This is a genomic window from [Limnothrix rosea] IAM M-220 (assembly GCF_001904615.1).
In the GTDB taxonomy this organism is placed as follows: domain Bacteria; phylum Cyanobacteriota; class Cyanobacteriia; order Cyanobacteriales; family MRBY01; genus MRBY01.
Genome location: NZ_MRBY01000008.1, coordinates 1 through 25,937, shown reverse-complemented (window position 1 = coordinate 25,937; position 25,937 = coordinate 1). Strand labels below are relative to the sequence as shown.

23 protein-coding genes and 1 tRNA gene are annotated in these 25,937 nt (G+C 45.5%); 12 read left to right on the top strand and 12 right to left on the bottom strand.

The genetic code is table 11. The annotated features are described in order from the left end of the window. Window positions 1–117: 117 nt before the first annotated feature. From NIES208_RS04985 to NIES208_RS04970, 4 genes are read left to right on the top strand one after another with little or no spacing between them, the layout of a single operon-like run. Window positions 118–1,188 carry a tetratricopeptide repeat protein gene (locus tag NIES208_RS04985; protein ID WP_075890352.1) on the top strand — a complete coding sequence of 357 codons (1,071 nt, stop codon included), beginning with the start codon at window positions 118–120 and terminating at the stop codon, window positions 1,186–1,188. Window positions 1,189–1,203: 15 nt separating this feature from the next. Continuing rightward, window positions 1,204–2,325: an aldo/keto reductase gene (locus tag NIES208_RS04980; RefSeq protein WP_075890350.1), complete on the top strand. Its 1,122-nt coding sequence runs from the start codon at window positions 1,204–1,206 to the stop codon at window positions 2,323–2,325. A 57-nt stretch (window positions 2,326–2,382) separates the two neighbouring features. Then, window positions 2,383–3,153, top strand: a complete 771-nt coding sequence (gene egtC / locus NIES208_RS04975; protein WP_075890349.1) for an ergothioneine biosynthesis protein EgtC — start codon at window positions 2,383–2,385, stop codon at window positions 3,151–3,153. Next, window positions 3,122–4,387: an SUMF1/EgtB/PvdO family nonheme iron enzyme gene (locus NIES208_RS04970; RefSeq protein WP_075890347.1), complete on the top strand. Its 1,266-nt coding sequence runs from the start codon at window positions 3,122–3,124 to the stop codon at window positions 4,385–4,387. The genes egtC and NIES208_RS04970 overlap by 32 nt, the downstream gene beginning before the upstream one ends. Before the next feature lie 439 nt (window positions 4,388–4,826). Here NIES208_RS04970 and NIES208_RS18505 read toward each other — a convergent pair whose 3' ends face one another. After that, on the bottom strand, window positions 4,827–5,042 hold the full coding sequence (locus NIES208_RS18505; protein ID WP_139324989.1) for a hypothetical protein: 216 nt from the start codon (window positions 5,040–5,042) through the stop codon (window positions 4,827–4,829). A 320-nt stretch (window positions 5,043–5,362) separates the two neighbouring features. Between NIES208_RS18505 and hetR the strand changes: the two genes are divergently transcribed. Further along, window positions 5,363–6,268: a heterocyst differentiation master regulator HetR gene (gene hetR / locus NIES208_RS04965; protein WP_084176536.1), complete on the top strand. Its 906-nt coding sequence runs from the start codon at window positions 5,363–5,365 to the stop codon at window positions 6,266–6,268. Between the two features lie 171 nt (window positions 6,269–6,439). Here the strand turns inward: hetR and aspS are convergent, their stop codons facing one another. Then, complete coding sequence (gene aspS, locus NIES208_RS04960) at window positions 6,440–8,230, bottom strand: aspartate--tRNA ligase (protein ID WP_075890345.1); 1,791 nt, start codon at window positions 8,228–8,230, stop codon at window positions 6,440–6,442. A 177-nt stretch (window positions 8,231–8,407) separates the two neighbouring features. Beyond that, window positions 8,408–8,665, bottom strand: a complete 258-nt coding sequence (locus NIES208_RS19885; RefSeq protein ID WP_075890343.1) for an HNH endonuclease — start codon at window positions 8,663–8,665, stop codon at window positions 8,408–8,410. Between the two features lie 365 nt (window positions 8,666–9,030). On the opposite strand from NIES208_RS19885, the gene NIES208_RS04950 reads away from it, so the two are divergent. The 3 genes from NIES208_RS04950 to NIES208_RS04940 all read left to right on the top strand — a co-directional run bounded on the left by NIES208_RS04950 (window position 9,031) and on the right by NIES208_RS04940 (window position 12,132). Beyond that, window positions 9,031–9,648 (top strand): hypothetical protein, encoded by a 618-nt coding sequence (locus NIES208_RS04950; protein ID WP_075890341.1) that lies wholly within the window; start codon window positions 9,031–9,033, stop codon window positions 9,646–9,648. 61 nt (window positions 9,649–9,709) lie between these two features. After that, complete coding sequence (locus NIES208_RS04945; protein WP_075890339.1) at window positions 9,710–10,918, top strand: saccharopine dehydrogenase family protein; 1,209 nt, start codon at window positions 9,710–9,712, stop codon at window positions 10,916–10,918. Window positions 10,919–11,091: 173 nt separating this feature from the next. Then, window positions 11,092–12,132, top strand: coding sequence for a hypothetical protein (locus NIES208_RS04940; protein WP_075890337.1), 1,041 nt, complete (start codon window positions 11,092–11,094; stop codon window positions 12,130–12,132). A 211-nt stretch (window positions 12,133–12,343) separates the two neighbouring features. On the opposite strand, the gene NIES208_RS04935 is transcribed toward NIES208_RS04940, so the two are convergent. Continuing rightward, window positions 12,344–12,416 (bottom strand) — tRNA-His (locus tag NIES208_RS04935). Window positions 12,417–12,474: 58 nt separating this feature from the next. Between NIES208_RS04935 and NIES208_RS04930 the strand changes: the two genes are divergently transcribed. Then, window positions 12,475–12,879 carry a DUF4359 domain-containing protein gene (locus NIES208_RS04930; protein WP_075890335.1) on the top strand — a complete coding sequence of 135 codons (405 nt, stop codon included), beginning with the start codon at window positions 12,475–12,477 and terminating at the stop codon, window positions 12,877–12,879. A gap of 35 nt (window positions 12,880–12,914) precedes the next feature. Here NIES208_RS04930 and NIES208_RS04925 read toward each other — a convergent pair whose 3' ends face one another. After that, window positions 12,915–13,631: an LOG family protein gene (locus NIES208_RS04925; protein WP_075890333.1), complete on the bottom strand. Its 717-nt coding sequence runs from the start codon at window positions 13,629–13,631 to the stop codon at window positions 12,915–12,917. Between the two features lie 681 nt (window positions 13,632–14,312). Between NIES208_RS04925 and NIES208_RS04920 the strand changes: the two genes are divergently transcribed. Then, window positions 14,313–15,710 carry an ATP-binding protein gene (locus tag NIES208_RS04920; RefSeq protein ID WP_216349359.1) on the top strand — a complete coding sequence of 466 codons (1,398 nt, stop codon included), beginning with the start codon at window positions 14,313–14,315 and terminating at the stop codon, window positions 15,708–15,710. 303 nt (window positions 15,711–16,013) lie between these two features. On the opposite strand, the gene htpG is transcribed toward NIES208_RS04920, so the two are convergent. Continuing rightward, window positions 16,014–17,984 carry a molecular chaperone HtpG gene (gene htpG, locus NIES208_RS04915; protein ID WP_075890331.1) on the bottom strand — a complete coding sequence of 657 codons (1,971 nt, stop codon included), beginning with the start codon at window positions 17,982–17,984 and terminating at the stop codon, window positions 16,014–16,016. 265 nt (window positions 17,985–18,249) lie between these two features. Here htpG and NIES208_RS04910 point away from each other — a divergent pair, with 265 nt between their 5' ends. Continuing rightward, a complete protein-coding gene (locus tag NIES208_RS04910) occupies window positions 18,250–19,488 on the top strand; it encodes a hypothetical protein (protein WP_075890329.1) in 1,239 nt (412 codons plus the stop codon). A gap of 131 nt (window positions 19,489–19,619) precedes the next feature. On the opposite strand, the gene NIES208_RS04905 is transcribed toward NIES208_RS04910, so the two are convergent. The 6 genes from NIES208_RS04905 to NIES208_RS04880 form a co-directional block, all read right to left on the bottom strand. After that, window positions 19,620–21,239 carry an NAD(P)H-quinone oxidoreductase subunit 4 gene (locus NIES208_RS04905; RefSeq protein ID WP_075890327.1) on the bottom strand — a complete coding sequence of 540 codons (1,620 nt, stop codon included), beginning with the start codon at window positions 21,237–21,239 and terminating at the stop codon, window positions 19,620–19,622. A 265-nt stretch (window positions 21,240–21,504) separates the two neighbouring features. Next, window positions 21,505–22,023: an anti-sigma factor family protein gene (locus NIES208_RS04900; protein ID WP_139324988.1), complete on the bottom strand. Its 519-nt coding sequence runs from the start codon at window positions 22,021–22,023 to the stop codon at window positions 21,505–21,507. Between the two features lie 82 nt (window positions 22,024–22,105). Next, window positions 22,106–22,765 (bottom strand): sigma-70 family RNA polymerase sigma factor, encoded by a 660-nt coding sequence (locus NIES208_RS04895; protein ID WP_075890323.1) that lies wholly within the window; start codon window positions 22,763–22,765, stop codon window positions 22,106–22,108. 119 nt (window positions 22,766–22,884) lie between these two features. Further along, on the bottom strand, window positions 22,885–23,439 hold the full coding sequence (locus tag NIES208_RS04890; RefSeq protein WP_075890321.1) for a late competence development ComFB family protein: 555 nt from the start codon (window positions 23,437–23,439) through the stop codon (window positions 22,885–22,887). Window positions 23,440–23,756: 317 nt separating this feature from the next. After that, window positions 23,757–24,665, bottom strand: coding sequence for a M23 family metallopeptidase (locus tag NIES208_RS04885; RefSeq protein WP_075890319.1), 909 nt, complete (start codon window positions 24,663–24,665; stop codon window positions 23,757–23,759). Window positions 24,666–24,733: 68 nt separating this feature from the next. Continuing rightward, window positions 24,734–24,946 carry an Hfq-related RNA-binding protein gene (locus NIES208_RS04880; protein WP_075890317.1) on the bottom strand — a complete coding sequence of 71 codons (213 nt, stop codon included), beginning with the start codon at window positions 24,944–24,946 and terminating at the stop codon, window positions 24,734–24,736. Window positions 24,947–24,987: 41 nt separating this feature from the next. Between NIES208_RS04880 and dapF the strand changes: the two genes are divergently transcribed. Continuing rightward, window positions 24,988–25,833, top strand: coding sequence for a diaminopimelate epimerase (gene dapF, locus NIES208_RS04875; RefSeq protein ID WP_075890315.1), 846 nt, complete (start codon window positions 24,988–24,990; stop codon window positions 25,831–25,833). Window positions 25,834–25,937: the final 104 nt, after the last annotated feature.

Genomic DNA, 25,937 nt, shown 5'->3' with positions numbered 1-25,937 from the left:
CATAAATATTGAGAAGTTGATCCAGATCAGCTTCTTTTTTGTGCGGAAAACAGATTCTCTGGGCTGCATGTTAGAATCGGACGCACAATTCTGTAAAAAAACGTTACGTTGCTATTTATGGGTAATCGTTTCTCTCGTTGGATATTTGGTTTCGGTTTGGCGATCGCCACCCAGTTGGTTATTCCGACAGCATTACGGGCAAACCCACAACTGGATACGCTGCTTAAGCAGGGAAATGAGGCGGTTCAAAGTCAAAACTTTGCGGATGCGGTGCAACGCTATGGAGATGCGGCGCGACTCGATAATGATAATGCTCGTATTTATGCGGGTTTGGGATATGCCCATGCTCAGCTGGGGAATTTTCAGGAGGCGGCGATCGCCTACCAGCGGGCAGTGCAGTTAGAAAATGACAATGCCCAGTTTTACTATGCCCTCGGCTTTAGCTTAGGCAATAGCAGTGACTATACTAACGCCATTAATGCCTATCGCCGTGCCGTGGAACTAGAGCCAGATAACATTAAATATAATCTCGGTTTAGCGACGGTTTTTTTCCGTGGGGAACGGTATAGCGAAGCCCATAGCGCCTATCAGCGAGTTTTGCAGCTCAACCCCAACAATGCCGATGCGATTCGCAATAGTATCGCTAGTTTGCTCCAACTGCGCCGTAACCGAGATGCCGCTGATTTACTGGATAATGCTTTTCGTGCTTTACCAACCGATGGTGATCTACGGGTGCAGGCTGCCATTACTTGGTTTGGTTTAGGAGACAAAGCCAAGGCGATCGCCTTCCTCGAAGAAGCCCGTCGTCTTGCCCCCCGGGACTTTAAAGTACAGCTAAAAATTGGTCAAATCTACGAAAATCAAGGGGTCTATGCCGAAGCGATTAACGCTTACCAGCGGGCAACGGAATTAGATGCCCAGTCCACAGCGGCGATGTCCGGTTTAGCTTCTGCGGCGTTTAAGGATCAAGATTATCTCATTGCAATTATTGCCTATCGCCAATTGAGCGAACTTGCGCCTAATGATCCCCAAGTATTTGAAAATCTTGGTTTGTCGTTTCAAGGGCGTAGCCGAACTTCTGAAGCTATCGAGGCTTTAGAAACAGCCAAAAAACTCTATCGTCTGCAAAATAATAAGCAGGGCGAACGCAAAATTGATGCGCTACTAGCTGCCATTGAAGACAGTTAAGGACTAACAATCACAATGCAATATCGGCGATTTGGGAAAACAAATTTAGAGCTATCGGTGTTTTCCCTCGGTACAATGCGGGCTTTGGCGGATCAGGCCACGATGTCGGCAACGGTTTGTCGTGCCCTTGGGCTGGGTATTAACCATTTTGAAACGGCTCCGAGCTACGGCAATAGTGAAAAATTTTTAGGGCGATCGCTGTCGGATTTGTCGGTACAACGGGAGCATATTTATCTCACCACAAAGGTGTTACCAAAGGGCAATCGGCAGGGCATCCTAAAACGGATTGAGCGTTCGTTAAAATTCTTGGGCGTTGAATATCTTGATGCGGTGGCGGTTCATGGCATTAATCTACAACAGCATTTGGATTGGGTCATTAATGGTGGTTTTGAGGTTTTAGCGGAGCTTCAGGCTGCGGGCAAAGTTCGGCACATTGGTTTTTCTACCCATGGCAGTTTAGAGCTGATTTTAAAAACGATCGCCACGAATCTCTTTGAATTTATCAATCTGCATTATTACTATTTTTTTCAGCGTAATGGTCAGGCGATCGCCGCCGCATCGGAGCGAGATATGGGGATTTTTATTATTTCGCCAGCCGATAAAGGTGGACAGCTGTACCAACCTCCTGAAACTTTAGAAAAGCTCTGCGAACCCTTTGACCCGTTGCCACTCAGCTATCGATTTTTACTAGCAGATCCGCGCATCACAACCCTCAGTTTTGGGGCAGCCATACCTGATGAGCTGGATAATCTAGCGGCGATCGCCGACCAAACAAAACCTTTAACAGCGGAGGAATCAGACATTTTCCGTGGCCTCGAACAGCACCAAAAACAAACCCTCCAAGCGGATCAATGCTCCCAATGTTATGAGTGTTTACCTTGCCCAGAGGACATTAACATTCCCGAAATTTTGCGTCTCAGAAATTTGGCGATCGCCTACGACATGCAAGGTTACGGCGAATATCGCTATCAAATGTTAGAAAATGCGGGACATTGGTTTCCCGGCCGCAAAGGCAATGCCTGTACCGAATGTGGCGATTGTTTGCCCCGTTGCCCAGAACATTTACAGATTCCTAAATTATTAAAAGATGCCCACACAAAGCTAAACGGCAAGCCCCGCCGTCGTCTCTGGGAATAAAAAGTCTTTAGGATAGTAGGATAGTCAAAAGTTTTATGGTTTATCGTCGTTTGTTTTATGTGTCGTTTACTTGCCTACATCGGTGAACCTATCCAAGGCGATCGCCTGCTTTTAGAGCCAGAACATTCCCTTGAAGTTCAAAGCTATCACCCTAAAGAAATGACAGCGGGACTGCTCAATGCTGATGGTTTTGGGATTGGTTGGTATCACCCAGAAAAAGATGATTTTCCCTATACTTACAAAAGTTTACTGCCCATTTGGAGCGACGTAAATTTACCGCAAATTAGCCGTTATTTAGAATCCCATTGCATCCTTGCCTACGTCCGTAGTGCGACACCCGGATTGCCCGTTGATTTGGGAAATTGTCAACCCTTTGTCGAACAAAAAATGAGCTTTATTCATAACGGTTATATCAATAATTTCCGGCAAACTTTATACCGTCCCATTCGCGCCCATTTAAACGATTATTTATATCAAAATGTCCACGGAACAACGGACTCAGAACATATTTTTGCATTAATTTTAACCGAGTATAAAGACTGTTTAAAAACGGCATTATTAACCGCAATTAAAGAACTAACTTTATTAGCAACAGAATATGATACGCATTTTTCTACCAATATCATTTTAAGTGACGGTAAACGCATCTTTGCCACTCGTTATGCCCACCGCGCCCCTGTTCCTACGTTATATTTTCGAGAAGATGACCGGGGGATTACCCTAGCCTCAGAGCCTTTAGACGACAGTCCCTGGCAATCTTTTCCTGAACAAAGTTTAATCACCATCGACGAAAACCGTGAGCTACACATCGAGGCGATCGCCCAGTAAATCCGACTACAACAGAGACCTCAAAGCCCAACTCAAACAAGCCTATACAGAATCGCGACAGCTCACTTTAAACCTATTTGCCGACATTAACGAGCAAACATTTTGCCAACAGGCACACCCAACCTTTAGTCCAGTAGGTTGGCATTTAGGCCATATTGCCTTTACCGAAGCACTGTGGATTTTAGAGCATTTGGCAGGAAAAGCGCCAATATTTACAGAATATCGCCAACTATTTGCAGCCGACGGTTTACCAAAAGAAAAACGCCAAGAATTGCCCAGTTTTGAGGTTATTGACGATTATTTAAATACTGTTCGCGAAAAAGTTTTTGACTATTTGGCGATCGCCCCTGTGCACGAACAAGCAAGACTATGGTGGTGGCTACTACAACACGAAACTCAGCACAACGAAACCATTGCCTTCATCTTAGCACTCCATAAATTCAACACCGGACAACCCATTTTTAGCCCAAGCCAAAATCTTGACAATGATCCCGTAAAACCGGAAATGATCACAATCCCTGCCGGAAAATTTCGTTGTGGTTCAGAAGATATGATTGCCCAAGATAACGAGCGATCGCCCCATTGGGTTCACCTTGAAACCTATCAAATCGACCGTTATCCCGTAACCCACGGCGACTTTCAAAAATTTATTCATGCAAACGGATATCAGTCAAGAAAATACTGGAGTAAAACAGGATGGCAATGGCAAACTCAAGCCCAAGTCACCCAACCCCTATATTGGCTAGAACCAGAGAACTTCCGAGACTACCCCGTTTGTGGCATAAGCTATTACGAAGCCGAAGCCTACGCAAACTTTATCGGCAAACGTTTACCCAGCGAATACGAGTGGGAAAAAGCAGCCGCTTGGCAACCAGACACCAAACAATCTCAACCCTATCCTTGGGGCACAAATTGGCATGATGACTATTGCAACCATAGCCTACAAAACGCAGGCATTGTTCCCGTAAACCACTACACAAACAATCAAAGCTTTTACCGTTGTGCTGACTGCCTCGGTAATATTTGGGAATGGACAACCTCAGTCTTTCAACCCTACCCCAACTTTGTGGCCTATCCCTATAAAGGCTACTCTGCCAGCTATTTTGATAACGAGCATTTGATTTTGCGTGGCGGTAGTTGGGTGACCCGAAAATGGGGGATTCGTAATACTTTCCGCAACTGGTATCACCCTTGGACAAGGGAGATTTTCGCTGGTTTTCGTTGTGCCCAATAATAGCTAATTACAAAATTCCAAACCTTATACCAAATGATTTTAGAAAATCCACAAACACAATCCTAAATTGCCTATCAAATAAGGATTTTTGTTCACCCATTAGTAGCTCTATTTTTTTGAATTGGTATTAGAAAAAACTGAGTAATTCAAACCCTAAACCTTATCGCGACGACCACAGCCACGAACATAACTACAGGTATTTCCTTCTTTCGAAGATAAATTCTGTTCTATTTGCAGCATAGACAGAGAGTCGTTAGCCCTCGCGATTTTCGGTGCAAGACAAACGCTTAATAATAAACTGCCAGCAAGAATATAATATTTCACCGTAATCCCTCAAAGGTAATAAATATGGTGAGAAACAAACCCTGATAAATATGAAATAACCTATTATTTACCAATGAACTTGTGTCATATCCTGATAAATAAAAGTGCGCAATAACTAGCTAAAACAATGACGTTCAAAAGCGCTAGAAGTTGCACTCGGCTCAATCCTGCCGCTGCCTCTTTCTGCAACTTCTACTGAGTTTGAATCACTGAGTAAAATATTTTTTTCAGTAGTTTTAGAGATAGAACTTTGTGCTGACTCTCCAAATACACTTAAAGTAGAGAAAAGACCGATAGAAAGGAGCATTACCATTGCATTTTTAGTGGTCATAGCAGATTGCCCAGATGGACTTTAAAGGGTACATTTCTCTCTACTTAGACAAGTCAACCTCTCCGGAATTTCTGATGGTTTTTTTGGGAAAATTAGATAATAGTTATATCGCCTCGACCATAGTGGAAAAAGTTGCTTACAATTAAGTCATTGGATTCGAAATAATCCTCGATATTGCTAGGGTTCATCGCATCAAGGCTGTATCATTTCATTGGTAGGGTAGTCATTCGCCTAATCCAAATTAACGAAAGCGGTCTCGCCTCGTAATGCAATAATTTCCTCTCTCATCCACATTTTTAAAGACTGTTGACCTAATCGACATGGTGATGAAAACTGAATTGGATTTACTTAAAGACTTAAATCCGAGTGCCCTCGACGAAATTTTGTTATATCTAGCATTCTGTGTGTTGCGAGGTAATGGTTATCGTCATGGGGCTTTTCTGGATGCAGCGGCAACAGCGGCGAAGTGCGCTATCTATACGACTTATCAGGAGCAAGATGGTAATCTCCGGATGACGGGGCATCTACACCATATTGAGCCGAAGCGTGTCAAGGTTATTGTCAAGGAGATTGAGACGGCGCTGCGGGAAGGTCAGCTCCTAAAAATGTTGGGTTCTCAGGAACCTTCGTATTTGATTGAACTGCCTTTTGCGTGGCTAGAGCATTATCCGTTGCGGGATGGTCAGTCTCCCATGTCTGGAAATCAGCTTTCTTTGGAGCATCGTGAGTATTTTGAGCAACGTTTGCCTGAAGGTCTGCCCCGGGCTCAGGTGATTAGTTCGCTACAGTTTGCTGATCTGATCGAATTTCTCCACCAGCGATCGCAGGAGAAGTTTCCTGATGATCGGCGTATGCCTTTGAGTGAGGCTTTGGCTGAACATATTAAGCGTCGCTTGTTGCATTCGGAAACGGTGATGCGTTTGGATAATCCTTGGGGGATGCCCTATTACGTATTGCAGCGTCCGACCTATGCGCCGGAGGGCGAGGATGAGCGGATTTATACGATGGTGGAGGATACGGCACGGTATTTTCGCTTGATGCGGGAGTGGGCGGAGAAAAAGTCCAATGTGATGCGTATTTTTGAGTCGTTAGATATTCCTGATGCAGATTTGCCTGCGGCGCAAGCGGAGCTGGATGAGCTGATGCGCACTTGGGCGGATAAGTATCACAAACGGGGGGCAACGACGATGGCTGTGCAGATGGTTTTTGGTGAAAAGGATGGGTGATGGTTTGGCGATCGCCTCATTAGAAAAAAAGACCCTTCATAATATGAAGGGCCTAAATATCATCTAGTCTCTCCAAACGGCTGGAGAATCCCCAATTATCTTTATATTGAGGCGATCGCCATTAGATTAGTTCCCGTAAATTGCAGAAAAATCTAATCTATCCAGCAAAATCTATTCGTCATCAGAAACAGTGGAAGCGACATAAAGTTCTTTCAGCTGTTTATCATCGACGCTGGCAGGGGCTTCAGTGAGTAGGCAACTGGCTTGTTGAGTTTTGGGGAAAGCAATGACATCGCGGATGGATTCTTCCTGTGCCATCAACATCACGAGGCGGTCTAAACCGTAGGCGATACCACCATGGGGCGGTGTGCCATATTCAAAGGCTTCAAGTAAAAAACCGAATTTTTCCTTGGCTTCTTCGTCGGATAGACCGATGGTTGCAAAGACTTTTTCTTGGACATCCCGCTGGTAAATCCGGAGACTACCACCACCGACTTCAATGCCATTCAGCACAATGTCATAGGCAAGGGCGCGAGCAGTCGCAAGATCGTCAAGATCTTCTGGATTGGGCGCTGTGAAAGGATGGTGCAAAGCTTCGAGGCGCTTTTCGTCGGCGTTGTATTCGAACATGGGAAATTCGGTGACCCACACAAAGTTGAGTTTATTTTCGTCAATCAAACCCATTTCTGCGCCGACCAATTGACGGACACGGTCTAGGGATTTATTGACAGTGTCGGTATCGCCTGCGCCAAAAAGTAATAATGTGCCGGGTTCTGCCCCTGTGCGTTGGAGGAGTTCGGTTTTCTGCTCTTCGCTGAGGTTATCTTTAATCGCGCCAATGGTATCAATCTCGCCGTTTTCACGTACGCGGATAAATGCCAGACCCTTTGCACCCATTTCACAAGCTGCATTAAAGAGATCGCCTTTTGGCTTGATGCGCACGTTAGAAATGGCATCGTTACCGTTGGGAATTGGGAGAACTTTGACTTGACCACCGTTTTTCACTGCGCCGGAAAAGACTTTAAAGCCCATATCTTTGACGATGTCGGAGACGTTGACTAGCTCTAGACCGAAGCGGGTATCGGGGCGATCGCAGCCATATTTTTCCATGGACTCGGCATAGGTAATGCGTGGAAAAGGACGAGGTAAATCGATACCTTTTGCGGCTTTAAAAATGGCACAAATCAGACGTTCGTTGAGATCAAGAATTTCGTCGAGGGACATGAAGCTCATCTCCATATCCAACTGGGTGAATTCCGGTTGGCGATCGGCCCGCAGATCTTCGTCCCGGAAACAACGGGCAATCTGATAGTAGCGATCGCAGCCCGCCACCATGAGCAATTGCTTAAAGAGCTGGGGAGATTGGGGCAAAGCGTACCAGCTACCTGCATTCACACGGGAAGGCACTAAATAATCGCGGGCACCTTCAGGGGTGGATTTGGTGAGGATGGGGGTTTCCACTTCTATGAAGTTCTCTTCGTCTTCAAGGAAACGGCGCATGGCTTTTGTGACGGTGTGGCGCAGTTGGAGATTTTTCGCCATCGCTTCCCGACGCAAATCGAGATAACGATATTTCAAGCGCAAGTCTTCTTTTACTTGGTCACCATCGGCGCTGGCAGAAACCAAAATGGGAAGTTGTTTATTAACGCTATTGAGAATTTCGATGGAGTCTGCATAAATCTCGACTTCGCCCGTGGCAAGGTTGGGGTTAATTGCGCCATCTTTGCGGGGGCTGACTTTACCGACGATTTTGACGACGTACTCGCTACGGCTGGCATCGGCATTATTATAGGAATCTGGTGTCCGCTCCGGATCGCTGACAATCTGCACAACGCCACGGCGATCGCGCAAATCGATAAAAATTACACCACCATGATCACGACGGCGATCGACCCAACCACAAAGGGTTACGGTCTGGTCAATATGCTCGGAACGCAGTTCCCCACAATAATGAGTACGCATAGGTTTAAATATATATAGTTAAGGCATAGAACTTTAAAGCGACTCTAAGCCTACCAAAGATTAAGAGTCTTGCCTATCTTGGCTATCTATAGGTACGAACACCATTGATATTCAGTAAGAAAAGAAAAAATGAGTTGGAAGATTTAAAATCACTTTCACCCAACTCACCCGTTTCATTTAACGACGGTTTTGGCTTTTCGGTCGCTGGTTATTTTTGGTGGCTTTTGGTGGAAAAAGACTATTTCCACGTGCTTGATTGCAAGGACGACAAGCTAGTCGGAGATTCTCTAATGAATTGGAGCCTCCTTTGCTTTTTGGTCGCAAATGTTCAAAAGTGAGGTCTTTAGCGGCAAAGGATTTTTGACACCACCAGCAAACTGCCCCAAAGTCTTTTAAAAGAGCAGCCTTTTTATTACGTTTTTGTTTTGGGTTCATTACGAGACCATTGAAATTGGTTATCTAGTCTCGAAATATTAAATACACTAACCATTGACGATGAACCATATAGTCAATGTAAACCCTTGGGTTTCGTCACCGAAAAACAATATACGGTAAGCGTTATATAGATAACATTTTGGATCTGTAAAGTCAGTTGGTTAGGCTGAGAACTCTGCAGCTACTAAATACAATCTATATGGTGCATCGCCAGTACAGAGGCGGGCGTTGCTCTACCATAGAGTGAACCGCAAAATTGCCATTCACGCTTTTCGGAGAGAAATAATATTTCTAATCTTTTTGAAGCTTAACCAAGGAAATCTAAAGTGTCAATTAAGACCTTGTAGACATTAAGGGATATAGTTATGTCGTTTAGTCAGTACAAAAATATTTCAGAAGTTCAGCAGACGTTTGAAATTAAATATTTGGAAAAAAGTGTTGTTCAAAGTAATGAACTATTTCCGTCTGAAAGTTTTCTGAATGATTTTAAATTTAGTAAACAAAATATTGATGTGTTTTCTTCAGAAGCTGCACGTAGTGAAGTTGTAATTTCACCATTACTGAGGGAAGTTTATAAACAGCATTATCAAAATTACGCTTTTTGGATTCAGAAAAGTATTCGCTACGATGATGAGCTTTCAGGAACACCTGATTATCTATTTTCTCGGCGATCGCCCCTCGGAAAAACTGTTTTAGAGCCTCCCTTAGTCGTAGTAGTAGAAGCAAAGAAAAATGACTTTGAGCAAGGTTGGGGTCAATGTTTGGCACAATTAGTCGCCGCACAAAAAATTAATGGCGATCGCCACCGCACGATTTACGGCATTGTGACAGATGGAAATCTCTGGCAATTCGGGAAACTATATGACGATGTTTTTACGCAGCATCCCGAAAACTTCACGATTGACCGCATCGAAAGGGTTTATGGTGCACTCGAAGCAGTAATGCAACTGGTAGAAGCGGAAGATGAAGAAAAAGGGGAATAGGCTCGCCACAGCTTTTTTTCCGACGTTTTATCCTAGGTGAAGAACCACTTTTATGTGAATCATGTCCCAGTCTTTTGATCTAATTCTTGTCGGTGCCACTGGATTTGTGGGGCAAATTGTTTGCCGTTATCTGGTTACCCATAGCAAAACTGAAGACTTCAAATGGGCGATCGCCGGACGTTCCCTCTCCAAACTAAACACTCTCAAATCATCTTTGGGTGAAGCGGCACAGGATCTAAAAACGTTACAGATAGATGTGACCGACGAGCAACAGGTGCGGGAGCTTTGCCAGCAAACAAAAGTGATTGTGACGACGGTTGGCCCCTACGCTTTGTATGGCGAAACCCTTGTGAAAGTTTGTGCGGAGACTGGGACAGATTATTGTGATCTCACTGGGGAAGTGCAATGGGTGCAACAGATGATCGCGAAATACGAGGCGATCGCCCAGCAGTCCGGCGCGAGGATTGTACATTGTTGTGGCTTTGATTCGATTCCGTCTGATCTCGGTGTTTTTTATCTCCAGCAACAGGCGCAAGAAAAATTTGGCGAAACCTGTGTGCGTGTCAAAATGCGAGTGAAAGCTGCAAGCGGTGGTTTTTCTGGGGGGACAGCAGCCAGTGGTGTGAATTTAGTTCAGGAGGCGATCGCCGATCCAGAAGTTAAATCAGCCCTCGCTAATCCTTACATTTTGTGTGGCGATGCAGCAGCAAGTTTAAAACATCCCGCCCCTTTCAGTCCAGTGCAGATCGATAATACCTTTGGAGAATGGATTACGCCGTTTGTGATGGCGGGTGTAAATATGCCTGTCGTGTTGCGCTCCAATGCTTTGCAGGACTGGGACTATAGCAAAAAATTTCAATACGACGAAGCCATGCTGGTGGGAACAGGTATCTCCGGTTGGCTCACATCCTATGGCCTAAAATTTGCCCTTGATATTTTTGGCGTAGCGGCGGCGATCGCCCCAGAATTACTCAAAAAATTCATTCCAGCCCCCGGCGAAGGCCCCAGCGAAACCGAGCAGGAAAATGGTTTTTATGACCTAAGATTTTGGGGAGAAACAACATCCGGCAAAACCATCATGACCAAAGTGACCGGCGATCGCGACCCCGGCTATGGCTCCACCGCAAAGATTTTGGCACAGGCAGGACTGTGTTTGGCAAAAGATATTGATGCCAATGGTGGATTTTGGACACCCGCCAGCATTTTCGGAGAGACATTAATTTGCCGTTTAATCCAGTCTGCCGGACTAACCTTTGAAGAAATAGACTAGAGTGCTTGTTTCGTTTCAAAAAGTAGGGCGATCGCCACCCCTAGGGCGAAACATCCTCCCTTCATTTTTTATCATGACTGTAAGAAGATAAAGTGAGTTAGCTTAAGTCAGTCTTCACAGCTACTTTTAAGAGCGTTTTAGAGCCTAAATAAATCATCAAACTTATAAAGTGCATGGTCAAAGCAATCGAGCAAATTCGTCGTGATCTCAATACCCTGACCGAAAAAGTCTGCACAGTGCGACAAAGCCTACACGAAGCTTATGCCGACTATCTCACAGTCCTCGGCACTAGCCTAGAACGACAGTTAGTGTTAGCCGGGTTTCAGCTCTGTACCCATATTTATCCCGATAACATGCTCGCTTTGTCCTATGACCAGCGGCAAAAAATGCAGCAAGATTTAAGGCAAATTGCCAAACAAACAAACCTTGAACTAGGGCGAGTTTTAACAGATCTAGAACAGCCCGAAGAACAAGAAGAAGAAGAAGCAATTTTACTCAGCGAAACAATCATCGCGACAGATGACGAAAATGTAGAACAAGAATTATTAGAAGTATTCGAAAGTCTAGATGAAGTGATCCCAGACCTAAAACAAGAAAATAACTCTCCAACAAAATCAGCAGAAGATGATACCGACGAAAAAGACGATCGACGTGCCGAGCTTTCCCAGCTAGCAGAACGCATTGCCGCCAGTATTTCAGAGATGATGCAAAGTGAAGCCGAGGCTGAACCCATTGACGAAAATAGTCCCGAAGCTTTAATCGAAGAATACCGTCGTTTAGAAAAACGTATTAGGACAACCTTACGTCGCGGCTCAAAAAATTCTAATCGCCTATTTCAAGACGCTGGTGTCTTACCAAAACATATTCCCCAGAAAGTTTTAGACGTGGCACTCCAAAATGAGCGTCCATCCAATAGCAATGCCAAAATTAATAACTTGGTAAATCTCATTATCGAAGCAGATATGGGAGACAAAAAAAAGCGCCGCACAAAGATTACCGCTGTTGACTTAAAACTCTCTGAAATTGAATTTAGCGACCCCCAAGTTACAGTACAACGAAGCCGCATACGTGAAGAATTGAAAAAAATCAAAAAACTTAAAAAATACTATAAAAAAACAAAACGGGAGCTAACGATCGCCGAAGCGGAAGCGGCATGGCGTTCTAGTTGGCACGAAGGAGCATTGCCCCAAGAAACCGAAACCCCAAATCTATAATTTCATCTACAACGTCTTAAACGAGATGGTGAACTTTCCCTTGGGTCAGCGGAATAAGTTCATCATCCCCAGCTTCAATGTCTGTCGCTGAAAATCCTTTTCTAACAATGAGGACACCCACCGCAAGGGCTGTATCGCAGGCAAAACTTGTCAGCTAAAAGAAAAGCCTTGCTGCAACCTCAAGTTGCTGTCATTTATGATGAATTAAGAGGGCGAACGAGGGGACTTGAACCCCCGAATGGCGGTACCACAAACCGCTGCCTTAACCACTTGGCTACGCTCGCCATGTCTTCGACACAGTTACCTATATTAACCACAGATTTTATTTTTGTCTAGCAATCTATGAAAATTTCGCAAATTCTGGGGATGGTCAGTGGTGCCTCGATTATCGCTTTGGGGGCGATCGCCTTTTTTAGTAATCCCTCACCAAACCGCTACGAAACCTATGCTGGTGAGCAAATCGCCATCTACCTCAAAGATAATGTTTGCCAAAACTCTAGCGACAATTTGCCCATTGATTTAGGTCAGTTTAGCAGTGAAGCCCTAAAAAACTACTGCAAAACCTTAGTCGATGCGAGCCAGCCCCAACTAGGAGAATTAATCGGCGAACAAACGAGCTATCAAAACTACTTTTTTTTCGGAATATATCAAACAGAAATTAAATTACCCGAACCTTTTCCCCATTATTCCTTCGAAACGATTGGCTTGTTTAATCATTTTTTGACCTACCGCGCTGAGAAAAGTTAAGCACGACCCATAAAACTGTGATGGGCAAGGTGTTTTTATGGGCAATGTGTTTGCCATCTATGGTGGTCTTGTTTGAGGAGGGCGATCGCCTCATCCACTGTCGCGACACAAAAAGGAATCTGCATATCTTCAGGAGCTGCCATCTGCGGCACCATTGATTGATCTGCCCAATCCACCAGACCCTGCCACATATCTCCCACCATAATTAACGGCACATCATGGATCGAGCGCACCTGCAATAATTGCCAAATCATTAACGCCTCAAGGGTTGTGCCAACCCCCCCCGGCATCACCACAAACGCATCCGACACAAGGGCAAAATGGTGCAGACGCGAGAAAAAAGTACGATGCTGAAATACCTCCTCCACAAAAGGATTCACCTCCTGCTCAAACCCTAGATCCACACGGATTCCAATCGATTTTGTTTGGTTATCGAGGTCTGCCACAACGCTTCCTTCATTAGCCGCTTCCATTAGCCCCGGCCCGCCACCAGTGATGATGTCGCAGCCAAGATAAGTGAGTTCACTGGCAAGACGTTTGACATCTTGATAAACCGCTTCGTCTTTAGCGAGTCTCGCTGAGCCAAAAATAGTGACGCGATACCGCTCTCGTTGAGGTGGCTCAATACTACTCAAGCCACTCACCACTTGCCACAAAGACAAGATCGCTTCTTGTACAACCTCATAGCTCATTTGTTGTTGGCTGAGGCTAGGCGGATTGCAAGATGGATGATCGGGAAAATTTTGCTGCATTAGTACTACATTAGCCAGACTTATCTTTGAAAGCGCAGCAAATTAGTTGTGCTTTGATTTATGGCTAAATCATAACATTGATGTTTTGTCAGCTTCACCTTCCTCTTCCCTCCATCAATATCTGTATTGCTATCTGTACTGCTAGCTGAATAACCATGAGGCGATCGCCACTACGATAACACCGAGAAGTTTTAAACAACCCTTAAACACAATTTTATTTGTGTGAGTTTTATAATTTTGTGCACAGAATATGTCCCTATGTTTTTTATCTTTATCCGGGAAAACTGCAATAAAAAAAACAGTATTTACCAGAATCTAGTATCAAGACATTAGGTTAAATTTTTACAATAATCATCAAAAAAATGTTAACCACAAACAAAAGAAATATTGCAATAATTGCCAAAGCTCACGATGTAGCCTCACACAAAAATGAAGTTGTGTCGCTTGTCCAGTAAAGTCTTGACGTTTCGTATTCCCTTATACCCTAAGTCTTTAAAGCCATCATTTACAATATGTAAAATAAGTCTCAAAAATACTGGTCTACCGCCATCGCTATTTCTGCTTAACTCCCTATAAGACATCTTTATGCCTGCTTTATCTCGGCGAGAAACGCCATTTTTATATCCTTTGAGTTCTCCGATAGTTGCAGTGCTAAATCCTCATTTGTCATTACTCTTAAACTTGGCTGTCGCTTCAATTTATCGGAATTATAATTATGAGCTAGAGCAGATGCTAGAGACCAATGCTGCGGTGATTAATGTCAGCGGTCGTCAGCGGATGTTGTCCCAACGGGTAGCGCTGTATAGTATGCGTCTGATCGCCTCACCACCGGAGTTACGCAGCGATTTGCGCCAAAAGCTTTCTGAGGTTTTGGATCTGATGGCTGAATCCCACCAGGGACTGCTCCACGGCAATACCGAGCTCAAGCTGGCCAGTCACCATTCGCCAGAGATTGCAAAAATTTATTATTTACCGCCCTATGAGCTGGATCAGCAGGTTTGTCATTACATTGAGGCCGGGCGAAATTTATTAGTCTGTCCGGAAGCAGAGCTGACAACGGACAATGTTTATCTCAAGCGTATTTTGGTGGCGGCTTCTGAATCTTTATTAATTGCGTTGGATGCGGCCGTCACTCAGTATCAGAAAGAGAAGGAAAGTTTAGATTTTGCTATTGATATTTATCAGGCTCAACTTTATCAATCGAGTCTTGATGCCCAGGCGATCGCCGAAGAACGGGCGCAAGAACTTGCCCAAACCCTAAAGCAGCTCCAGAGCACCCAACAGCAACTCATTCAATCTGAAAAATTATCAACCCTCGGCTATCTCAGTGCAGGTCTTGCCCACGAAATTAATAATCCGCTGAATTTTATTTATGGCAATATCGTCCATGCGAAGGGGCATATCGAAGATTTAATGACATTTCTCGACCTCCTAGAAACAACGGAGCTTGACCCGAAAGTTTTAGCAGCAAGCGAAGAGCTGGACTTGGACTATTTGCGCCAAGATTTGCCACAGATTATGACATCGATGTTGTACGGTTCTGAACGTATTCGCAGTCTCGTGATTGATCTACAAAAGCTAGCACGTAAAGATCCAGCAGACAAAGAATTTTTTGATATTCATGAAGCACTCGATAGTAGCCTTGTGATTTTGCAGCATCGCATGAAGGCAGACCAGCCGATTCATGTCAAAAAGCGCTATGCTGTTTTGCCGCAAATCGCCTGCCATATTAGCCAGATTAACCAAGTCTTTTTGAATATTTTGAATAATGCGGTGGATGCGATTCAAGATACAGATCGAGCAGGTCAAATTACCATTAGCACCCAGTTTTTAGAACCTTCGAATCGGCCTGCATTTGTGCGTGTCACCATTGGAGATAATGGTACAGGTATTGCCCAAGAGGCTTTACAGCATTTGTTTGAGCCGTTTTTTACAACGAAGCTATCGGGTAAAGGTACTGGTTTGGGATTATCCATTAGCCGTCAGATTATTGTGGACAGTCATCAGGGAGATTTGCGCTGTTTCTCTCAGCCGAATGCGGGAACGCGTTTTATTGTTGATCTACCGATTGAACTGTGACTTGATCTGAAGCTCAGGTGATCTTGGGTGAAGCGGCACAAAAGTAAATAACGTCAGTTCGGGTTAAGGAGTTATCCGAATGCCTTGAAAACACGGGGACATTGGGATAGAGAGACACGGAGAGGGGGAGATACGGGACATCAACGGACACCCGCATTAGAATTGTTTGAATAAAAAACCGCCCCATCCCTCGCTCTCCCTTTCGCCGCGTCGTCATTCCAGACCATGCTTAAACCGAACTCAGGTTAAATAGGGGCAGTTTACGGACTACCCCTACGGATGATTCCCTCTGATCGGAGGGTTTTACTTTTCGCTGAGTTTGGTAAGAACTTGGTTGGAGCGCTCGACAAAGGATTTCATGCCATCTGCGTCAAAGCCTTTTTGGGCAATTAGGGCGAGGTCATAAACATGCTGACAGAGCATATTGACGGTGGCTTGGTTGGAAGAGGAACCGTCGGCTTGGATAATTGACCCTTGGCTAAGGTTGTAGATGTTTTCGATGAGGGGGTGAGCGGTGTTGATCATTAAGACGTGTTCGTCGGGGAACTGCATGGTGCTTTGTTGCATCATGGCGGTCATTTCTTGTAGGCGACGCATGGCTTCTGGTAGGAGAACCATGGCGGGTGGTGCTGCTTGATTGTCTGCTCCTTTTAGTGATTGGGTTTTGATGTTGACTTTCTCTTTGGCGATCGCCTGCTCAAAGACCTCTTTAATCACATCAGCACGGGTTTTGTTGGTGCTGGGGTCAACGATTTCACTGGCTTTATCGCTATCGACGAGGCTGTCATCAAGCTCGGAGTCAACGCGAGAGAATTTCACGTCACTAAATTCACGCTCCAAGAACGGAATGAAGTAGTTGGTATCGATAAATGAGTCCATAAATAGGACTTCTAAGCCTTGGTTTTTGTACAGCTCAATGTAGGTGGCCTGGGTGCTGGTATCGGTGCAATAGAAGACGCGGTTTTCGTGCTTTTCTTTGTTGCGCTCTAAATAGTCCTTTAGGGTAGTGAAAGGTTCTGTGGCAATGTTACCCTCTTTACTGACATCATCCCAAACATCGCTGTCACTGCTCTGGACTTCTACTTTTGGCTCTTCGGGCTTCGCGACATCGGCTTCAAAAGTGGTGCGGTAGATGAGGATATCTTCGACTTGTTTTTTGAATTTTTCGTCGCGGATAGAACCGTACTTTACGAAAGTGCCGATATCTTCCCAGCCTTTGACATAGGCTGCGTAGTCGTCACGGTACAAAGTCTTGAGGCGATCGCCGACTTTCTTTGCGATGTAATCAGAAATGCGACGAACAGTGCGGTGATTAGTGAGGGCACTCCGGGAAACATTGAGGGGAATGTCAGTACTATCCACCACGCCGCGTAAAGGCATCAAAAATTCAGGAATAACCTCCTCACAGTGATCACTGACGAAAACTTGGTTGCAGAAGAGTTTAATTTGACCTTTTGTGACATCCACGTCGGGACGTAGCTTCGGGAAATACAAAATACCATTCAACATGAAGGGATAATCAGTATTCAGATGCACCCAAAGTAAAGGCTCCTCTTGGAAAGGATAGAGATAACGGTAAAACTCTAAATAATCTTCGTCAGTGAGATTTTGGGGAGACTCTTTCCAGATGGCGCGCTGCTTGTTGATCTGCTCACCATTGAACTTGATGGCAACGGGCATAAAGTCCGAATACGTCTTAACGAGCTGTTTAATGCGCTGGTCTTCGAGGTACTCCGTCTCATCATCCATGATGGTGAGGGTAATGGTTGTACCGATGGTGTCTTTCTCGCTGGCACTGAGTTCAAATTCGGGGGAACCGTCGCAAGACCAATGCACTGCCTCGGAGCCATCTTTACAAGAAAGGGTTTCGATTTCGACTTTGGTGGCCACCATAAAGGCTGAGTAAAAACCTAAACCGAAGTGACCGATGAGGGCATCCGCATCGCTGCCATATTTCTCGATAAATTCTTCAGCACTAGAAAAAGCCACTTGGTTAATGTACTTTTTCACTTCCTCTGCGGTCATACCGATGCCGTTATCGGTAATGGAGAGGGTCTTTGCCTCTTGATCAACCGCTAGGATGATTTCGCCGTCGGGCACTTCAACACTACTTTCGCCAGAGAGTTTTGCCATTTTCCGTTTACTAATGGCATCGACTGCGTTAGAAATTAGTTCCCGCAAAAAGATCTCATGGTCTGTGTAGAGAGATTTTTTGATAATCGGAAAGATATTTTCGGTATGGATTGAAATGTTGCCTTTTTCGAGGACAGCCATAGGTCTTACGTTACGTATGCGCTAAGTGTGTTAACCATTTTGCCGGAGTCTCACCCCAAAGGAGGTAGGCGATCGCCGTCATATTTCGATTCGGATTACCCTACCTCAACACGATTCGCTCCATCCCCCTGAATGGAGATAAAGGTGGCGTGAAAGATTATTTTCCATAAAATCATCATCAAATCTATGGGCGATCGCCGTTAAGGGTCGAAAACCGCTACTCTACACAGAGGCAGGGCGTAAAAATGGCGTAAAAATATCGGCAATGGAAGAGTCAGAAAATCAGCATCCCATTTCTGTAGATAAACATGAAAACAGTTTAGAAGGGCGGCGATCGCCTCTGCATCGTAAAACGCCCAGTGGTTGCACAAATGTGTGGTACATGAATTATTCACGGAGCCACACCGATGGTCAGCCCGTCGCCACGGAGTTGGCTTATCTGAGATTTTTTGCAGAGCAGGCACAGGCATTTGGTCTCAAACTAGAAATTTTGACCCACGGTCTAGGAGCCGTTGATGTCGAAACAGAATTATCAAAATCGCGATTTGCCGAGCTGGACTATCGGGTAAATGTTAGTGAATCACCTGTGTTGAAGTGGGCAGAAGACTGTGCAGAGTATCTCGACGACGGTCAGGTGCTGCTGCCGATGGCGTGCGATTTAGAAGAGTTAATTGTGGCAATGACTGAGGGGCGGCGATCGCGCTGGTCTGGACAAATCGGGGACGAAACTCTCGAACAGGTTTTAGGGGAAGATCATCTTTGGATTCCCCTAGGCATTAAAGTCCATGAAGCGGAGATGGTTCCCCAGCAACTGACGGCAGCAAAATTACGGGGGCAAACGGTGCAATTTATCTCTGCCTATATCGAGGGGGGCAACATGATTGTGGGGGAAGATGCCCAAGGTCAAACCCTGATTCTCATTGGCAAAGATGCGATTGATGCCACTACATATCTGAGGGAAATAACAGGCGATCGCCTCAAGGCATTATTAGTAGAAGAATTTCGTCTTAGCAGCCCAGAACAAATCGTTTATGTCGAGCAACCCGGTCAATTTCATCTAGATATGGGCATGCTGTTTTTGGGCAAAGGTATCGTCGTCGTTAATGACAGTGCAGAAGCCCTCAATAACGCTCAGGAAATGGCCACACTCGCACCCTGCTCTACCACTGAAACCATGGCAGCATTACTAGAACTTCAGGATCATCTTGAGGCGATCGCCGCTAAAGATTTACACCAGGCAGGATTGACTGTCAAACGAGAAAATTTAGTTAATGGCGTTTTTTATAATTTTTGCAATGGCGAATTTATTACAGGCAAAGATGGCAATGCCTATTACATCACCAATGGTGCAGCGCCAGAGCAAGAAATACGTTTCCGAAAACTCATGGTCGAAACATGGCAAGTCGTTACCGATGTGATTTTTTCACCACGGCAGCTTACCCATAAAAGTCTCCAAGAACGAGGCGGTCTCGGCTGTCGCATTAAAGGAGCGCGTTTCGTTTAGAGTGGCGGCGATCGCCTAAATCACGAGTGATTAATCACGAAATTAAAAAATATCTCCCCAAAAAAAAGAGCCCCGCAGGACCCTTAAATTTACTTACTTTACTTATTCAAACTTTGGATAGCCGTTAGACCCTAGGAATTTGGCAAACTGGGCGCAATCAATGCCGGCGTGTGCATCGATTCAAAAACATTATTTGCTGCCTGTAAACCCTGATTCTCAGTAGCTTTTTCCGCATAGACCGGAAGCGCAGAGCGCACCTTACTAGCAACCTCAACAACCTTTGTGTCGTAGGTGCGAGTCGCCAACTTCGGATAAAGACCAATGGCAATAATAGGCGCAATCAAGCAAACCGCAATAAAGACTTCGCGGGGTTTGGCATCAGCTTGAGCAGGAGTCGCCTTCAGCTCCTCAGGGCGATCGCCATAGAAGATTTCCCGTAGCATCGAGAGCAAATAAATGGGCGTTAAAATCACACCCACAGCCGTGAGGAAAACCGCAATAACCTTAAAACCAGAACTATAAGCATCACTTTCACTAAGACCAAGGAAAATCGTTAGCTCACTGACAAAACCACTCATACCCGGCAACGCCAGAGAAGCCATCGCCGCCGCCGTAAACATAGCAAACGTCTTCGGCATTAATTTTCCAATACCATTCATCTCATCCATCATCAACGTGTGAGTCCGCTCATAGGTAACACCAGAGAGGAAAAATAACGCCGCCGCAATGAAACCATGGGAAAGCATTTGCAACACCGCACCATTCATCCCCAAATCAGTAAAAGAGGCAATACCAATGAGCACAAAACCCATGTGAGAAATAGACGAAGAAGCCAGACGACGCTTGAGATTGGTTTGACCAAAAGCAGTCAATGCACCATAAACGATATTGACAATACCGAGAATGATTAGAAGCGGCGCAAACTTAATGTGGGCATCGGGCAACATCTCCATATTGAAACGGATGAGACCATAGCCACCCATCTTCAAGAGCACACCTGCCAAAATCATCGAAACAGGCGCAGAAGCCTCACTATGGGCATCAGGCAACCAAGTATGCAGTGGGAAAATCGGTAACTTTAAACCAAAACCGATTAGGAAGCCCACATAAGCGAGGGTCTCCACCAGAACTGGATAGTCCTTCATGCCCAACTCTTGCATGTCGAAGGTCACATTGTCGCCGTAGAAAGCCAGTGCTAACGCTGCGGCAAGGATAAATACAGAACCAAATGCTGTGTAGAGAATAAATTTGGTTGCGGCATAAAGACGTTTTTTACCACCCCAAATGGAAATCAGGAGGTAAACAGGTACAAGCTCCAATTCCCACATGATGAAGAATAGGAGAACATCCTGTACGGCAAAGACACCAATTTGTGCGCTTAAAAGGACAAGCATTAAAAAGGCGAATAGCTTGGGCTTCTTCGTGACGTTCCACGATGCCAAAATCGCCAAGGTGGTAATTAGAGTGGCTAAAACGATCAAAGGCATTGACAAACCGTCAACGCCTAAAGACCAATTCAAGCCCAGCTGGGGAATCCAAGCCAATTTTTCGGTGAGTTGAAAATCCGTATCCTGAAGGCTGTAGTTATTCCAGAAAGCGGTAATGAGCAGCATAAAGTCCGTGAGGGCAACACTAAGGGTATACCAACGGACTGTCTTGCCGTCTTTGTCGGGGATAAAGGGAATGGCAAAGGCTGCTATGAGGGGTAGGGCGATCGCCGCAGTCAGCCAAGGTATCTGTAAGCTATCCATGAAACCTAGTAATAAATACTCATCGTTGGGACTGCTCCGATTATATTAACTTTTGTTGCGAACTGCCAAGGGTTTAAGAAAAAAACTTTTTATCATCTCCTAACAATAGACCCATAGAGATCTGTCTAAAGGAGTAATTGTTTTCACTCAATACTGTTGCAGTTGCGATGATGTCTAGGATTGCCAACATTTTGATCATTACTCACCTACAAAAAAAGAGGCATTGCCCCTTTTAAAAGATCTATTCTGTTTTTTTGTCAAGACGTTATGGTGTGTCGTCAGACGTTGCCATTTTCGGAATTTGGAGAACTGGTCGATTTAAAGCGACAACTAAAGCTTCGTCCTGATTGGGCTCACGGGCTGTTTCGAGTAGGGTCGTGGGTGCTACCGGTGCGGTGCGGTTCACGAATTCTGTTTGGTTGGAACGAGGAAGATTACTGACAACGCCTGCAATAAATAACGCGGCGATCGCCCCCCCGCCCCACAAAGAGAGAACCTTGCTCTTTTGCCAGCGCAGACGACGAAAAACTTGATTAGATAAACGGCGGTGAGATTGACTTGACGGTGTAGGCATTGCCTGCAATCCCTGCCGAATCTGATGCAACTGTAGATACTGCCGTCTAAATACTGGATCAGTATCGAGGCGCTCTTGTACCTGATGGGATTCTTCGGGTGTTGCCTCTCCATCTACATAGGCACTGAGAAGCTCTAGATCAGAGAGTTGGTCTTCTGTAAGGGTATTGAGCTTTAAAGTGGAGTCAGTCTGTAAACGTTTGTTTGTCATCTCTAGGTCACCGCCCTGATCTGTATACAGGTGGATATAAATTTGGTGGCTGTTGACCGTTGTCGGCACTGAGTTTGGCTGCTTAGGCCTCGTTGAGATAGGGCTGTAGCATTTCTTGTAATTTTGCCCTCGCCCTTGCAATGCGGGATTTTACTGTACCGAGGGAAACACCCGTCATTTCAGCAATATCCTCATAGGGTAGCCCTTCAATCTCCCTTAGGACAATTGTAGTGCGAAAAGCTTCTGGCAGTTGGGCGATCGCCCCCTTCAGATGCTCATAAAATTCTTGGGTGGCCAAATCATCATCAGGACTTGGATCATCAGAAGGGACATCCCAGCTAATCTCACCATCTTGGGTGCGGAAAGTATTGTCCAGAGAGAGGGGTCGACGAACCCGCTTACGTTTGCGTAGCTCATCATAAAACAAATTCGTGGTAATCCGGCTGAGCCAACCCTTAAACTTCTTCGGGTCATTTAGGCGACTAATATTGCGGTAGACACGGATCCAGACTTCCTGAGATAAATCGGCACGATCTTGCCAATCAGGGGCAAGGTGATAAAGCAAGCGATCTACATGGGATTGATAGCGTCGTAGTAATTCCACAAACGCAGACTTTTCCGGTTGACCTTCTGCCTGACAACGGAGAATTAAATCATAATTAGAAAGTTTTTCCGGTGACACACGATTGTGGGGGACGACTCCCTCATAGGAAGAAACAGAAAGCGGGAGAGATTGACTCATGGCTTTGCAGGACTTATCTCGCTAAACAATGTCTTTCCTTATTTGACATCAAGGCGATCGCAAAAGTTCCACGGAGTAGACAGAAAGAAAACTGTCTGTGCCAAATGACCCACAGGCCATTACTCAGAAATGGGGGCCTTACCCTCAAAGCCCGGTGCATAATCTCCCAAGAGCTTACTAACCTGTGATAATACCGTACCTTCTTGCTTCGTTGGGGTAATAGCTTGTCTCTCAGGGAAGAACTCAGGGCGATCTAGGTAACGGGTTAAAGCAGAATCTACTTGCTCATTGATGAGAGTTTGTAGCTCTTCTTGAGCCTTTTGGCGTTGGTAAACTGCACCTTCTTCCGTGGTTGCATACAGAGGCGGCAGACGATTGAGAGCATAAGCCGCAATATCGCCAACATCTAGGGACTTTTCACTCGTTGCTTCAATTTCTGCGACGCGCGCAATGGATCGGCTAATGACTAATTCTTCCATGACGTTAATAAATTGCTTGCGGGGAACCGCCACAACCTCTCCCGTCAACAGCGCGCCCATTAGTCGATCTAAAGCCATATACTCTTCGATGGAAAGCTCTGACGCCATGTCACAGATGCGACCGACTTCAGCTTCCATGCTGGGGGTCAGATACCCATCCTTCAGGGCTTGTTCAACGATTTGATCGATACTCATAGGTTTGCTGGTGAATCTCTGATAAAAATACCAATTTCTTACTTTATCTTTGCGTAAAAAATTTAGAAAGGCGCACTGAAAAGCAAAAACTTCATCAAATTCTGATGTGTTCTAACTTACAGAAATAATAGTGCTCCTACTGAAATTTGCCTATATCTGTTGACTGAAAATTGGCGAAAACATACAGTAACTTCATATTCGGCTTTGGGCAAAGCTTTAATACTGGAATGCAGTTGCAAAGGATAGTCAGATAAAGCACTGCTGCTGATCTGTATTGCCGCAGTGCCCTCCGCGGGAAAAATTTGGTTAAGGGACTTTTAGTCTATTCCCTGGGATCGCCAAGGAACGGGATCGATCGCCACACCATTGACGTACAAACCCCAATGCAAATGGGGGCCAGTGGAAGCACCAGTGGAGCCGACTGTACCAACCTGTTGCCCGGCTTGGACGAGATCTCCTTCTTTGAGGCCGCTGGGAATACTGTTGAGATGCATCAAAATACTAATCAAACCTTGGCCATGGTCGATACCCACTGTATTGCCGTGAACACGAAAGCCATCTTTTTCGTAGCCAATGAGAGCGATTTTGCCAGCAGCGGGGGAAACAACGGGTGAACCGTAACCAGCAGCATAGTCAATGCCACGGTGGTAATAGTCATGGGCGAAAACGCCGTTATAGTAGCGACGTACTCCAAAAACTGTAGAAATACGACCACTATTTGGGCGCACCAGTTTGCCACTCCAATATTTAATGGGAGTGACTAATGTTTTAAATTCTGCGACACGGTCTAATTCGTATTGGGTTGCGCCTTGGGAGGCTACACCTCGAATCGTGATGCGTTGGGTGGGAAAGGTGCGATTTTGTACCCAGACGGCGAGGTTGCGGGTTTCGTTGCCATCGCTAATTTGTAGGAGGGTTCTGCCGTGCTGATCGAGGGGCGATGTGGGAATTAAAGCGCGGTAGCGATCGCCGGCTGCATCAATGGGAAAAGCGGGATAACTGACTGGTTGTGTTGTGCCACTTTTTGTGAAATTGACCGTTAACCGCTGAGCTGTTTCCGGTGATAAATTACCCGGCGGATCGATTTCCACCACCATACTCTCCCCTAGTTTGGGGCTACTGGGACGAAGCTCAACTTTTAGCTGAGACTCTGACTGGGCAAGGCTTGCCGTTGATATTGTGAGGGTCGTAACGGCACTGAGAAATAGACCACGGAGCATCGTCATAATATAGGAAAGAGAATAGGGTTGGAAAAATTTTAGATTGTGGAGGCAAATCCCTAAGAGCGTAGTGTCTAGCCTTGGGGTTTGACGTAGGCGATCGCCTCACGGGAGACAATAACTTGTTTTTCCTCCGCATCGGCCAAACAAATACAGTAGGGATCTTGCCACAATAATTTGCCAACTAAAACATCATTCGTCAGGAGTTTAATTTCCGTTGGGGTCTTGTCTTTAATGTAAGTTTGAATTTTGCGGACGCTCGGATAGCCCGTATTAAAGTCTGTCATAATGGCATTCTAGTTTTACTGATTTAGCTTAACCGACAAGTATGGCGCTGGAATTTACAAAATATCAAGGTCTCGGTAACGATTTTATTTTGCTTGATAATCGTCAGCAAACTGAGCCCCTCGTCACCCCTGAACAAGCAGCAAAACTCTGCGATCGCCACTTTGGTATTGGCGCAGACGGTGTAATCTTTGCGCTACCGGGCACTGACGGTGCCGACTACACCATGCGTATCTACAATTCTGACGGCTCCGAACCAGAAATGTGCGGCAATGGTATTCGTTGCATGGCACGGTTTATCGATCAGCTCGAAGGTGGTAACCCTGTCGGTAAAACCTACGATATTCACACCCTTGCGGGCACTATCCGCCCTCGCCTCGAAGCAGAACAACAGGTGCGCGTCGATATGGGCGAGCCAATTTTAACGGCTGCTGAAATTCCCACGACACTGGCTGACGACGAAGGAAAATCCGTGAAGCAATCCCTCGAAGTTGTTGGGAAAACTTGGACAGTGACCTGTGTGAGCATGGGTAATCCCCACTGCATTACCTTTGTGGAGGATGTGGCCGCCATTCCCCTCGAAAAAATTGGTGCTGATTTTGAAACCCACCCTGCATTTCCCCAGAAAATCAATACAGAATTTATTGAAGTGGTGCGCCCGGATTACATCAAAATGCGCGTCTGGGAGCGCGGTGCTGGGATTACCCTTGCCTGTGGAACTGGAGCCTGTGCTTCGGTGGTGGCGGGTGTACTCACTGGCAACTGCGATCGCCTCTGTACTGTGGAGCTTCCCGGTGGCTGTCTACAGATTGAATGGTCAGCTGAAGATAACCATGTGTATATGACAGGCCCTGCGGAGGTTTCCTTTCAAGGCTCGACAATCCTATAAAAATTTAACGATTTGAGCCAACAGCAAGCAAGATTACCAGATCTATTTGAACGTCAGTTATGGATAAGAATGTAGCCAAAATTCTTTAGAGAAAAAGAGACACG